This window comes from Halobacillus sp. B23F22_1 (assembly GCF_043497005.1).
Lineage (GTDB): Bacteria > Bacillota > Bacilli > Bacillales > Halobacillaceae > Halobacillus_A.
In genome coordinates this window covers 785,103-797,448 of sequence record NZ_JBIEKE010000001.1, presented here as the reverse complement: position 1 = coordinate 797,448, position 12,346 = coordinate 785,103, and the positions used below count along the sequence as shown (strand labels likewise).

Annotated in this window: 17 protein-coding genes and 3 pseudogenes; 5 read left to right on the top strand and 15 right to left on the bottom strand. The window is 41.0% G+C overall.

What is annotated here, in order from left to right; translation table 11 throughout:
* Positions 1-7: 7 nt before the first annotated feature.
* The 4 genes and pseudogenes from ACGTNH_RS04070 to ACGTNH_RS04055 all read right to left on the bottom strand — a co-directional run.
* Complete coding sequence (locus ACGTNH_RS04070) at positions 8-1,099, bottom strand: alanine racemase (protein WP_394585160.1); 1,092 nt, start codon at positions 1,097-1,099, stop codon at positions 8-10.
* A gap of 11 nt (positions 1,100-1,110) precedes the next feature.
* Positions 1,111-2,598 (bottom strand): sodium:solute symporter family protein, encoded by a 1,488-nt coding sequence (locus ACGTNH_RS04065; RefSeq protein WP_394585159.1) that lies wholly within the window; start codon positions 2,596-2,598, stop codon positions 1,111-1,113.
* Between the two features lie 162 nt (positions 2,599-2,760).
* Positions 2,761-3,420 carry a helix-turn-helix transcriptional regulator gene (locus ACGTNH_RS04060; protein ID WP_394585158.1) on the bottom strand — a complete coding sequence of 220 codons (660 nt, stop codon included), beginning with the start codon at positions 3,418-3,420 and terminating at the stop codon, positions 2,761-2,763.
* Positions 3,421-3,693: 273 nt separating this feature from the next.
* Positions 3,694-4,299, bottom strand: a pseudogene (locus ACGTNH_RS04055) (SDR family oxidoreductase); the annotation flags it as partial.
* On the opposite strand from ACGTNH_RS04055, the gene ACGTNH_RS04050 reads away from it, so the two are divergent.
* The 4 genes from ACGTNH_RS04050 (at position 4,271) to ACGTNH_RS04035 (ending at position 5,223) form a co-directional block, all read left to right on the top strand.
* On the top strand, positions 4,271-4,381 hold the full coding sequence (locus ACGTNH_RS04050; RefSeq protein ID WP_394585157.1) for a glucuronate isomerase: 111 nt from the start codon (positions 4,271-4,273) through the stop codon (positions 4,379-4,381). The pseudogene ACGTNH_RS04055 and the gene ACGTNH_RS04050 sit on opposite strands and share 29 nt — an antisense overlap.
* 110 nt (positions 4,382-4,491) lie before the next feature.
* Positions 4,492-4,668: a hypothetical protein gene (locus ACGTNH_RS04045; protein ID WP_394585156.1), complete on the top strand. Its 177-nt coding sequence runs from the start codon at positions 4,492-4,494 to the stop codon at positions 4,666-4,668.
* Positions 4,669-4,690: 22 nt separating this feature from the next.
* On the top strand, positions 4,691-4,969 hold the full coding sequence (locus tag ACGTNH_RS04040; RefSeq protein ID WP_394585155.1) for an AbrB/MazE/SpoVT family DNA-binding domain-containing protein: 279 nt from the start codon (positions 4,691-4,693) through the stop codon (positions 4,967-4,969).
* A gap of 92 nt (positions 4,970-5,061) precedes the next feature.
* Positions 5,062-5,223, top strand: a complete 162-nt coding sequence (locus ACGTNH_RS04035) for a hypothetical protein (RefSeq protein ID WP_394585153.1) — start codon at positions 5,062-5,064, stop codon at positions 5,221-5,223.
* Positions 5,224-5,368: 145 nt separating this feature from the next.
* Here the strand turns inward: ACGTNH_RS04035 and ACGTNH_RS04030 are convergent, their stop codons facing one another.
* Positions 5,369-5,713, bottom strand: a complete 345-nt coding sequence (locus tag ACGTNH_RS04030) for a hypothetical protein (RefSeq protein ID WP_394585150.1) — start codon at positions 5,711-5,713, stop codon at positions 5,369-5,371.
* Between the two features lie 49 nt (positions 5,714-5,762).
* Complete coding sequence (locus tag ACGTNH_RS04025) at positions 5,763-5,906, bottom strand: anti-repressor SinI family protein (protein WP_394585148.1); 144 nt, start codon at positions 5,904-5,906, stop codon at positions 5,763-5,765.
* Between the two features lie 448 nt (positions 5,907-6,354).
* Between ACGTNH_RS04025 and ACGTNH_RS04020 the strand changes: the two genes are divergently transcribed.
* On the top strand, positions 6,355-6,540 hold the full coding sequence (locus ACGTNH_RS04020; RefSeq protein WP_394585147.1) for a hypothetical protein: 186 nt from the start codon (positions 6,355-6,357) through the stop codon (positions 6,538-6,540).
* Between the two features lie 121 nt (positions 6,541-6,661).
* Here ACGTNH_RS04020 and ACGTNH_RS04015 read toward each other — a convergent pair whose 3' ends face one another.
* The 9 genes and pseudogenes from ACGTNH_RS04015 to ACGTNH_RS03975 all read right to left on the bottom strand — a co-directional run bounded on the left by ACGTNH_RS04015 (position 6,662) and on the right by ACGTNH_RS03975 (position 12,187).
* Entirely contained in the window at positions 6,662-7,108 is a 447-nt protein-coding gene (locus tag ACGTNH_RS04015) for a hypothetical protein (RefSeq protein WP_394585145.1), read from the bottom strand.
* A 103-nt stretch (positions 7,109-7,211) separates the two neighbouring features.
* A complete protein-coding gene (locus tag ACGTNH_RS04010; protein WP_394585144.1) occupies positions 7,212-7,547 on the bottom strand; it encodes a Spo0E family sporulation regulatory protein-aspartic acid phosphatase in 336 nt (111 codons plus the stop codon).
* A 283-nt stretch (positions 7,548-7,830) separates the two neighbouring features.
* Positions 7,831-7,983, bottom strand: a complete 153-nt coding sequence (locus ACGTNH_RS04005) for a hypothetical protein (RefSeq protein WP_394585143.1) — start codon at positions 7,981-7,983, stop codon at positions 7,831-7,833.
* Between the two features lie 159 nt (positions 7,984-8,142).
* On the bottom strand, positions 8,143-8,514 hold the full coding sequence (locus ACGTNH_RS04000; protein WP_394585142.1) for a zincin-like metallopeptidase domain-containing protein: 372 nt from the start codon (positions 8,512-8,514) through the stop codon (positions 8,143-8,145).
* Positions 8,515-9,020: 506 nt separating this feature from the next.
* Positions 9,021-9,518: pseudogene (locus tag ACGTNH_RS03995) on the bottom strand (ABC transporter permease); the annotation flags it as partial.
* Between the two features lie 349 nt (positions 9,519-9,867).
* Entirely contained in the window at positions 9,868-11,154 is a 1,287-nt protein-coding gene (gene dnaB / locus ACGTNH_RS03990; protein ID WP_394585140.1) for a replicative DNA helicase, read from the bottom strand.
* Positions 11,151-11,477: a replicative helicase loader/inhibitor gene (locus ACGTNH_RS03985; protein ID WP_394585138.1), complete on the bottom strand. Its 327-nt coding sequence runs from the start codon at positions 11,475-11,477 to the stop codon at positions 11,151-11,153. Before ACGTNH_RS03985 ends, dnaB begins: the two co-directional genes overlap by 4 nt.
* Positions 11,474-11,686 (bottom strand): annotated as a pseudogene (locus ACGTNH_RS03980) (DnaD domain-containing protein); the annotation flags it as partial. The pseudogene ACGTNH_RS03980 and the gene ACGTNH_RS03985, both read right to left, overlap by 4 nt.
* An 18-nt stretch (positions 11,687-11,704) precedes the next feature.
* Positions 11,705-12,187: a hypothetical protein gene (locus tag ACGTNH_RS03975; RefSeq protein ID WP_394585136.1), complete on the bottom strand. Its 483-nt coding sequence runs from the start codon at positions 12,185-12,187 to the stop codon at positions 11,705-11,707.
* Positions 12,188-12,346: the final 159 nt, after the last annotated feature.

Sequence of the window (12,346 nt, the reverse complement as noted above, 5' to 3'; positions counted from 1 at the left end):
AGCCTCCTTACTGCAGCATTCCTCTGGCTTCGACCTTCACCTTTTCATACTCACCGTTCTCTTTTTTCAAATAGACATAGTTATGAAGATTGATCGTGCTGCAAATATGGTTAGGGATCACCTTGACTTGTTCGCCGATTTTCAGCTCGTGATGATTGGTTAAAATTACCCCATGCTCTTCATTCATGCGGGCGAACTCAGCTTCTGGATAGCTTTGAATAGCCCCAAATCCTTTTAAATTAAGCGGCGCGTGATTGGGCTGCACATCTGTTGCAAACGTTTTACTTCCACCGTCGATGACCGCCCGCTCTTCAGACGGCCGGCTGACAACTGTAGTCACTACCTGCGCCGCACAATCGTCCCATTCACTTACGCCTAACTTCACTTGCATCGAATCGTTAAAGATGTAAGTGCCCGGGCGGATTTCTGTTACACCTTCGACTGCAGCGACCGAAGCTGCGGTTGGAGTGGAGCCTACACTAACGTCTTCTACTTTAATTCCGCTTTCCTTCAGCTGAGCAGCTAAGGCTGCCATCCGTTCCCCTTCCTCTACACCTGCCTTAACGGTGTCGGTCGTCGCTTCCCCCTTATAAACGGGACCTTTAAATGTAAAGATTCCTTGTAAATTCAGCGCCTCCAATGAGGTGATTTGTTCAGCTAATTCAAGGGCATACGGCTCACCCACGCCTGTTCTTGATAACCCTGTATCAATTTCTAACCGCACGTTTAAGGTCTGCTGATGCTTCTGTGCACACGTATTTAAAACCTTTGCCCCTTCTATGCTGTCTACGCCCACAATCAAATTAGACAGCTTTTGATTAAGAGCACAGAGTTTCTCTGCTTTCGCTTCACTGACAACGGGGTAAGCAATGAAAATATCATCAATCCCATACTCAGCCATCACTTCCGCTTCTGAAATTTTGGCAACGGTAATCCCGACCGCTCCTTCCGCTAATTGCAATTTAGCGATACGTGGGATTTTGTGTGTTTTAATGTGAGGTCTTAAATTCACCCCATTTTCTTTGGCTAATTGGCTCATGTTTCTAATGTTTTTCAGTAAAATTTTTTCATCAATTTCGATGTAAGGTGTGTGATCCATGTAAACTCCTCCTATTGTACTTTCTTCTGATCAGGGATAACGGTGGTCCCTTCGTCCAGTCTCGTCCGCTCTTCTTCCAATATTCGAAGTGCCTTTTCTTTTGAGATAGCTTGCGCTGGAGTGACCAGGCTGACGATAATATTAGCAGCTAACGCCACCATAATCGCGGGAAGAATTGGATTCCCCCAAAAGGCGGTCATACTCTCGCTGCTTAAAATAATAAACGAAGTCACCGACCCACCGATTAAACTGGCAATGCCTCCCTGCCAATTCGCACGGCTCCAGAACTTACCTAGCAGTGCAGCGACAAACAATCCGGCCATTACAGTAGATATAAAATTAGAAATGTACGTAATAATGTTGTTCGTAAACAAAGTAAAGAACAACGCAAACAGAAGGGTAAGGACAAGTGAAACTCTTGAATACAACACCATTTTTTCCTTCTCAGGAAGCCTGCCTGTAAAAAGTTCAAACACGTCTCTAAGCAAGATCGTTACAGCGGCAATAAAATCGGAGCTGCCGGAAGACATCGTGGCACTAAGACCTGCAATGAGAACAACCGCTCCAATCCATAACGGAAAGACTTCCGTAGCTAAGTAAGGGAAAGCATACTCTGAATCCATCCCAGGATTTAATATACTGGCTGACATCCCGACAATGGCAGGGAATAAAGAAAATAAGGCAAAAAGAATCCCCGTAATAAGGAAGCCTTTTTTAACCGTCAGGGCATTTTTACTAGAATAGATACGGTGTCGATAAGAAGGCGTGGCCAATACCCCGACAGCAATTACGACAGCCAGCGAGATGGCAGGAATGATGCCAACCTGCTGAAGCCCTAAGAAAGATCCCATTTCTGGAGTGACATTTGCACTTACTTCACTAAATCCTCCAATCGCAACGATGGAGAGCACAGTGAGTAATATAAACCCGACAAATAAAATCACTCCCTGTACAACATCCGTGTAGACAACCGCCAGGTAACCGCCGATTAACGTGTATAAACCAAATCCTAACGCTACAATAACTTTAGAAAGCACAGGATCAATGCCGGTAATCCAGCTTAAGTACAAACTCCCGCCGATAATGTGGGCCCCTAACCAGCCAATACAGGCGACATATAAAATGATCGAAGTTAAACCTTTGACTAACTTATTAGCTCCATAATAAAAACTGAGTTCTTCAGAAAATGTCATAAAATTATACTTCCGAACATCGGCAAACAACAGCAGCAATAGAAACATGCCGACAGATCCGCCTATGCCATAAAGAGCTCCCGCCCATCCATTGGAAAAGCCATAACCTACAGCTCCCATACTGGATCCTGTACCAACTAACGTAGCTAGAGTCGTTCCGATTAATAACGGCGTCGTTAAACCGCGTCCTCCCATCAGGAAGTCTTCCCCGCTCTTCACACTCCGGCTGACGATCACCCCGACAGCCACCATGGCCAAAAGAAATCCAAGAAACACTAAGAAATAGACCAACTGCGCTTCTCCCATTCTGTACCTCTCCTTTAATTCGTTTTCACATAGCCAAACTACATTAAAAACATTCTAGTCATGGAGAAAAATCTTCTTAGAAGCCGTTACCCATTCTGCAAGTTGTTCTTAGGTGTATGTATTATAAGGGATCCTTTTAATGAAGGATCCTGATTCAAATTTTCATTCCGCTCCGTTATCTCTGGCCTTCTCAAGATAGTTGTAAAGCGTATATTTAGAAATATCGAAATGGGAACAAATCGTCTCCCCCGCTTTCTTAATTAAGAAGGCTCCTTTTTTATCCAAATAATGAATGCCTTTCATCTTTTCTTCTTTGGTCATGCGGGCCACAGGTTTACCTACATGTTCCTGCGCCTCTGTGATCAGCATGTCTAACACATCATTGACATTGTTGACGAACACTTCGTTCACTTCGGTGTTAATATCGTCCGTTCGTGTAAACTGCCTGATCGTATTCTCCGCCATGACGAGATCCGTAATGTCTAAATTGATACAAATACAGCCAATCGGCTGCCCCTCCGCGTTTCTTATGTACATCGTCGTAGAACGAAGCATCTTTCCATCCTTCGTCTGGGTCATATAATTGTGCTTATCTCCAGAACTTTCTGTCCCTCTTAAAATTTCCAAACCTAAGTTTGTCCCCGTATCTCCCACCTTTCTTCCTGTAATATGACCATTCTCAATCGCTACAATTAAACCGCTTCCATATTCCTCATGATTGGAAACGTCGAGCAAAACAGTCTCACAGCTGTTGCCAAATTGATTAGCGATTCCTTTAATAAAAGACTTCAAAAAATCCAGTTCTTCGTTAATATGTTCCAAGTTAGTAACCTGCCTTTGTTTAATAGATTTAATTTTTAGAAAATTGTGTAACTAAACTATAAATTTATTCTTACTTTTTGTCAACAAACTTTTTTTTATCCTAACTAAAATTTTGTTTGGATATTAAATTAGTACATAATTGGCTGGAAATTTTGGAAATCACTATTATTGAATGCTGTTCTCTCCCTTGAAACAACAAGAACCCGAAAGCCAGGCCGCTTTTTGCACCTGTTTTTCGGGTTCTAAATACTATAAACTTTTCTCGTTATCCTTTTATACTCCTGAATAAGCAGAAAAACCACCATCTACAGGAATGACGACCCCATTTACAAACCTTGAAGCTTCTTCATTAACTAACCATAGTAAAGTTCCCACGAGCTCTTCTGGTTCTCCAAATCTTCCGTCTGGTGTCTGGTCTAATATTTTATTCGCCCTCTCACTAAATTCTCCATTCTCCTGAATTAATAACCCTCTATTTTGTTCGGTCAGGAAAAAACCTGGAGCTATGGCATTGACGCGTATGCCGACTTTAGAGAAGTGAACAGCGAGCCATTGGGTGAAATTACTGACAGCTGCTTTGGCCCCGCTGTATGCAGGTATTTTCGTAAGCGGCCGAAACGCATTCATGGAAGAGATATTGACGACTACTGCTCCTTTCTGGTCGAGCAGATCCTTACCAAAGACTTGGGAGGGAAGCAGGGTTCCAAGGAAGTTCATGTTGAATGTACCATTGATGGCATCCTTTTCAAGATCGAAAAAGGTGTTTCCCTCTCTAAGGTCATCTTCAGGAAAAAAGTGCTCCTGGGAGGTCGTAGCCTGCGGGTGGTTCCCTCCGGCTCCATTAATAAGAATGGAACAAGGCCCAATGTTTTCCCGAATGTTTGAGAATATCACCCAAATTTGGCTGGAAGGCTATAAATGGCGGCTGCTTCGGGCTAATGGAGTAGACGAAAAAAAGTAAGCATCATACCCTCAAAACAAGTTGATATAAACGAAGGGTTTTATACAGAGGGAGGTTTTCCAAAGCATAAACAAGCATTTCAATTTATCATTGAAAATGAAGATGAACAAATGCGGCTTAAGCTTCGCTTTGGGAATGCACCTCATGTGTTAATGGAAGCAGAAGTGCAAATACTTTTAGATTCATTGAATATAGAAGGTCAAAAGAAAATCTCCCCCAAACTAGACTGGATTAAAAATAAAGTTTTTAACAAGGAAGCAGAACCCATAGTTATTTATGTAGATTAAGTAGTAAAAAGGAGTATTTATAATGAAAAGCACTGGAATGGTACGTAAAATGGATGAGTTAGGACGAGTCGTCCTTCCAATGGAACTAAGAAGAGTATTAGATATTCATGAGAAAGCTCCTCTAGAAATTTTTGTGGATCATGACAAAGTGATCTTGCAAAAATACAAGGCGAATAAAGCTTGTGCCGTAACAGGAGAAATTTCGGATGATAATCAAGAATTTAAAGGCGACATTTGGTTGAGCCCAAGAGGGATGCGTATTCTTGCAGATGAGTTAGATAAAGCTCAGGTTTCCAAATAAGTGTTCTGGGAAGATTTTAAAATAAAAAATCAACATAATTCCAAAAGGGATCATCTGTAAAACAGCTGGTCTCTTTTTTTATTCGTTCCTAATTGAATAAAAAAAGCCTTCAGACATATAAGGTTAATAAAGCTTGTGCGGTCACAGGAGAAATTACAGATGATAACCAAGAGTTTGCAGAAGGCATTTGCTTAAGGCCTACAGGTATGCAGATTCTTTATGATGAATTATCAAAAACTCAGGCTGCAAATTAAAGAGCTTCTAGCAAGCTCTCAGTTGAAGTGAGTAAGGGGAAAGGCCGTAAAAAAAGACTTACTATTTATTAAATAATAAGTCTTTTGTTTTGCTGGTTACTTTGCCTTCTCGCACAGTTAAGGGTGCTTAGAGAAGGTAAGAAAATCAAGTTGACCAGATAATAGGAAAAGTTTCTTTGAGAAAAATCTTATGATTTGCAAACACTTTTGCTGAGTAATAAAGCATCCCATCAATTTCTATGCAATTTCCGCTTTGTCTAGAGAAATGGTGTTGTCCCGGTCTCACTGTAAAAACCACATCTGCACGCTTATTTCCTTTCTCGTCAAGTACTAACCAAGTTAACGTATGAGAGTTGTCAGGTATATTGACCGGCTTAGCTATAAGTTTCGGATCATCTTTAAACTTAATTCCTTCAGCTAATTTTTTAAATTGCTGTGGAATGTCCTCTCTCCAGTCTATAAAAACTCCAAAGGTTTCTTCGTATGACATCAATTCACCCCTCTTTTTTAAAATGTTTTAGCTAAATTATCCATTTGTATTAATTATTAGCAACACACTCTTCATTACTTCGTATGTAAGCTTGAACTTCATTTAAAGACAGACCTAACCTTTTTGCTTCCTTCATGAGATTGATCCACTCTGGGTCTAATGAAGAAAGTTGTATTTCACTCGTAGTACACACAGACTTCTCTCCTTATTTGGAAAAATATAGTTAATAATAGCACAGGAAACAATCATAATTTGTTGATTTTTGTAACCAATTAAAAATATATATGAAACGGTTATTTTTCCCTTGTTATTTGCTACTAAGAAGGTAAAAGCACTAGTACTAGCGAATACTAGTAATATTTAAAGTACTGTACTAGGAAAGTGCTAACAATTTTGAAACAACCTTATTTTTCAATGGAGGAATGCGGCTTCGAGGCATGGAGAGCAAATATCTTTATTGTCATTGTTCAATTCGATAGTTTACCGGGGGATTTATAAGGAATATGAGTAATCATAGAAGGGGGATACTGCCCCAGTGACTAGTCCTAATATGAGGTAAAAAAATAAAATACCTAAACATAAAATACACAGAAATGATTTTCATATATCATTTAATTTCAAATTCAACTTGGAGGATTCCTATGCGAGATAGTCTAATTCATTTTTCGAAGGAAAAAGGGGACCAACACAACCATACGGATGATTTATGCCTTGTTAAGGAAATTCAAAGCTGGATTTTGCAATTTCAGGATGAAAATTTATCTATAACAGCTAGAGAGAAAGCTTTTAACAAAATTATTGATGTAACAAACTTATTGGTCAATTAACCATGCTCCCCTCCTAACAAAAGACCCGAGTTTAGGGCCTTTTGAAGGGCGGTAAAGTTCTTGGATCTATATTTTGTGATCGATAAAAAGCTTCTACATTATTAAGTGTTCAGATAAACTGTTAGTTAAAAGCCCAATATTCTTCCTTGAGAATTTGTTTGGAAGTTCTTCTCTTGAATGGGGAGGAAGAATTTTGAAAGCTTTCATGCTGATCAAGCAAAAAATAATCAATTAGAAACTTGGGTTCTACTAACATCGCTTTTGTTTCTTCCAATAATATTAAACATAGTTTCATGTCTCCTGTTTTTTCCTCCGATAGTGCAATAAGATGTTTCAAATGTGATTGAGTAACTCCCCTAACTACTCCTTCTTTTCTTAACCTTTTAGAGGCCTCAATTGCCATTTTCTTAGAAAAAAATAAGGGGATGACATTACCCTCCATTCGAATATAATTACTTTTCACACCCTGTACGTAACTTGGATCCTTCTCCATAATTGTCCAGAATGGTTCCCCCATGACAGATTCGTCAGGTATCATTTTCTCTATCCATTCATTTCTACTTTTCATAAATATGTTTCTCCTTTCCTATATAAAATAATTGGATGACAGTTCTAAATTTGACTGTTTCTCAGAGCGTCTATGTTGCAATATTTAATAGAGATTATACTGTTCACTTTCTAATAGAAGTAGTGTTCATAATAGGTGTGATACAGACTATTATTTTTCTAGCAAGGAAGGTGAACATGGCGAAAATCAGCCTCCCTACTTCACGCCTTTTGTAATTAGGATAGACAAGTAAACAGGTTATGTAATTGCGTTTTACTGCTTGCCTACTCATAATATGCAAATTTTGATTAAAGAACTCGTATAAATTCAATAGCTGATCCAACTCTTGGCTACATTTAACAGCCTCTTTACTTGTGAATCCCTTTTCCAAAGCTAAATTAATCATTTTCTGTCTTTTTTTATTTATATACTGCAATAGCCTGTCTTCTACCTTGTTCAAAATATAAAATCCTCCTGTTTTCTTGAGATAACATGAGGTTTATTATGGAGGGATTTAGTTTTAATTGAAATAGCTTAGACAATACTAGTCATGACTAGACAAAATCAGATCATAGAAAATTTCTGAAAATACATAGAAGTAATTTTAAAAGAGGAATTCTACCTGAACGGAATAATTAAATTGGCGGTCATCAAATGTAATAAATCATTAAAAACAAAGAAAAATCGACTACGGATAGACCGCTTATTTAAGATGTATAATCAATAAAGGAAGAGCTGCGGTGTTACTGGATATAAGCCATATACAACGCTTCCGCATCATCCCAAATATACTCCTCTAAGAATTCAAGTTGTTCCTCTAGCCATTCTTTAGGAAGTTGAATCGTCCCTTCATAGCTACCTAACGTCACATAAGAAACCGTGGTCTTTCGTACCATTTCAATTCCTCCTTGCCCCTGCATGCTTTCAAGCAGGGGCAATTTTATTTATGAAACTTTGTTTTATGAAAACTCTATCCCTAAAATATGATCACTAGCTTTTTGAACTTTTTGAGATGCTTGGAGAATCAAGGTTTTATCATCCTTTAATTTTTTCAATCAAGATTGAATATAAGAAGCGCTATTATCTATCGTTTGATTTCCAATGCCTGTCACTCCGCAAAGCATCGAAGCTCCTAACTCTGCTATTAATTCCTCTTTACTATAGTTTTCACTTCCGAAACTGATTTTTCCTGTTACTCCATCTCGATCTAACCGATCTTTATGCCCTGTGCTGTGTACTATTTCATGAAACAAGGTGCTGTAATATTCGTGAACGTCTTCGAAATCTTTTTTCGGTGGGACATTGACACGATCTTCAAATGGCATATAATACGCTTGACCACTTTGAAAACTGTAAGATGGACCATTAAAATATTCTTCTTTGATCTTTTCAACTTCTTCGATCGGGTTATGATCCGAAAGTTTCATAGGTTCGTTTCGTCTAAGTTTTCCACTTGAGAGCCGAATTCAAAAACTCGATAGTACCGCAGCAAAGGGACTTTTTTTCTTCTTCCGTTTCTTCATCTTCAATCTATCGACACCGTGCTGTTGTTTGCGCGCGCTAATGTCGTGCTCTCAACATGAGTTATACGACAGGGTATCGTGCATGTCCTGCATATGAGCCGATCCCGTTCGGATTGAGACTGGGGGCACGGCACAATATGGTGGAGTATCTTTTTATGTATGTGCCCAATGTAAAACTCCGCATCTACACGTCTGCCATTATCGTGCGTGTCAAACGAATCACCGTCCCGTGTTATGAACGCATAAAAATGTAGGCTTTCTGTTTCATGGAGTCGACCTATCCCCCGTACAGCCAAATCTAATTTCGTTGTACGGCTTCCGTCTGCATAGGAAAACTGTAAAAACACAAAAAAGACGCACCTCATCGGATGCGCCACGATTAAACCTTTATCCAAGGGGGATATTCATCTTTATTTAAAACGTAAGGCATCTATTGGATGCAACTTTGCTGCCTTATTGGCAGGGAGCAGACCAAATATAATTCCGATCAACACCGAAAACAAAACCCCTATAACTATAACAGGCCAAGATACTATCGGTGGCCAGCCAGCAATAGTAGCTACCAAGTTGGCGCCACCTATCCCCATGAAGATTCCTATTAGCCCTCCTGTTAATGTAAGTATTATTGCTTCAATTAAGAACTGAAGCAATATTTTCTTTCTTGTGGCCCCTAATGCTTTTCTAATCCCAATTTCTGAAGTCCTTTCAGTCACAGATACTAACATAATATTCATAACACCTATCCCACCAACCACGAGGGATATACATGCTATTCCGCCAATAATAAGTGTCATTATGTTTGTAATTGAAGATAATCCCTCTTGCATTTCTTCTAAGTTATATACTTCATAGCTACCTTTGATATTAGTAGATAGTGTACTATTTAAGTATTCAGTCGCTTTTTCTCCACGTTGGGCCACCTTGTATGTTTTGCCTTTCCTACGGCTTGATTGATCCCCCATTTGAATGAGGAGATATCCCCCGGAATTTTCTCATCAAATATATTGTCGGCATGTTCATAGTATTGAGTTTCTTTTTTTGATTATGAACAATTGGAGGGCATTTATGAACATTTCAGCAGTTATATGAACATTCTCAAAAATTTATGAACATTCTCAAAAATTTATGAACATCCCTTCCAATAAAGCACTCATAAATCAACCAATCACCCACAACATCAGCCAGATAATCACACCCCACAGCGGAACAGACAACAGGCATGCGAACAAGCATCCTCTCACAAAATCACTCACTTGCTCATCCAATCAGCTCACCCTCTTCTACCGGAAGCTCCACAAACTTTCCATACTCTTTCTTAAACTGCAGCTGCACATCACCGACCGGACCATTCCGCTGCTTGCCGATGGAATACTCCACCTCGTCCCTTTCATCGCTGTGACGACTGTAGTAATCTTCGCGGTATAAAAAGCCGATCACATCCGCGTCCTGTTCAATATTGCCGGATTCACGAAGATCTGCCATTATCGGTCGCTTGTCCTTGCGCTGTTCGACACCGCGGGAAAGCTGAGATAGGAGGATGACCGGCACGTTGAGTTCAAGGGCCAGCAGTTTGAGCTGGCGCGTGATGGCGCCGATTTCTAAGTCACGGCGTTCGTAGCGGCCGGAGGGGGACATGAGCTGGAGGTAGTCGATGATGATCAGCGGCTTTGTTTCTTCATTCTTTCTCATTGATTCACGTACGCTTGCACGGATGCCTTCGACGGTCTGCTGATGTTCGTGGATATGGAGCTGCCAGCTGGCGACTTCTCCCATGGCGTTGAGGCAGTTTTTGTAATCGTCTGTGGAAAAATTCATCGTGCGCCATTTTTGTCCGTTGATTTCGCCTTGAGCGGAAAGCATGCGCTGCAGCAGGGCTTTCTGTCCCATTTCTAAACTGAACAGGTGGGCGCTGCCTTTCTGCTTACAGTGGTTGGCGGCGAGGTTTAAGGCGAAGGCGGTTTTGCCCATAGACGGACGGCCGGCGAGGATGATGAGGTCGCCGCGCTGGCTGCCGCCGGTCATATCGTCGACTTCTTTGTAGCCGGTCGCAAATCCGGTCATGCCGTCAGCGGGCGGCGAGATTAAATCCTGGGCGATTTCGACTAATGCTTCATAGGTTGTCGTCTCTTTTTCACCGATGCCTTCACCGCGGTAGGCTTCTAAACGGTTTATGAGCGTATCGAGCGATGCTCCGTTTGGATCGCTTATGTAGCGGCTTGCCTCTTCCTTCGTCTTGCGGTTGCGGTAGGCTTCCATGATGAGACGCTGATGCTGTTTTAAGTTCGCTGTTGTTGGAATCGACTGGGCGAGGGCGCTTAAGTAGCTGACGCCTCCGACCTGGTTGATCTGCTGCTTGAGTTCCGTCGTCACTGTCACGAGATTTACGGCTTCCCCCGCTTCATCAATCTTCCGCATCGCCTCGTAAATCATGCGGTGGCGCATGTCGGTAAAATGATCTACCCGCAGCGTGACGTCCTTAATCAGATCCCCTTCTAATAAAATGGTTCCAATGACGGACTGCTCAGCTTCTTTATTCGCAATCATTTTGACACCTTCCTTAACAGTTCATTAAATTTCTCTTCAAACAACCGTTTCGTTTCCTCCGGTACTTTCGCTGCTTCCTCGTCCCACTGCCTCATTTTCTCTAAGTGGTCATTCTTCTTCGGCTCATAAACCGCAATATCCGCAAGCGTCGGTGGAAAAGGGTGGACGACAGCATAATCAAACAGCTTCTCCATCACTGGAATGAACGCCATCCTCTCAAGCTCTGGAACAAATACATCCAGCTTTCGCTTCGTAATCTTAAACTTCCCGCTAAACAATTCCTCCATCGTCTCTAACACTTCTACCGCTTCATCATATTTCATGCATATCGCTCCTTTCTATATTCTTCAATCAAACGCTTCGCTTCCGATTTGCTGTCATCCTTCTCGACTGACGGCTTCTCCTCAAGCCGCTTCACGTCAGCCAGCGTCCTCACGCCCGCTTTCTCCCAGCGCCTTAAGATCCCCTCGCAATATTGAAAAAACAGCTTATTGTGCCTCACCGCAATTTTCATTGCCTCCATGACAAGCTCATCTGTGAGCCGATCACATCAATCCGTCAGCTTCTCAGCCATAAACGGTGTCAGCATGCCGATGTTTTGTTCGTAAAAGGTATGCGGCTGCATACGCGCTCCCCCTACTCTTTCTTTTTTTCTCTTTTCCTTTCTTTTAAATAATACCGCCGTCTCTTCCTTCATACCTTCCTTCACCTCTTCCGTCATCCCTTCCTCCGCAACGTCCGTCTGCTGTTCCTTCACCTGCGAAATCATGTGATACGTAGGAGCCTGGTTTCTCGTTCCAGCTACAAAGGTGATGTAGCCTTTTTCTGCTAATTCTTTACGCGCCCGAAGAAACGAGCTCTCACTTAAGCCCGTCTTCACTAGAATCGCCGACGTCGGCACAGTAAACTCCGACTTCCATCCCGTCTTGTTGTTAAAATGCATCAGCTTGTACCAGAGCAGGGAAGCAGAAACCGTTAACTCGTTTAATTCCACCTCGTCTTGAAACGCAATAATTTCTTTTAAATAATTCATAATGAACGGCCTCCTTCTTGAATTGAGGGCATAAAAAACTCCCTCATATCTATAATCGATAGAAGGAGTCATTTAGGTGTTACCTTTTTTTATTTTTTTTATAAAAACTTTTTGAAACAATAAATTATTTAACTTTCATAGGTTTGACATATAAAAAAA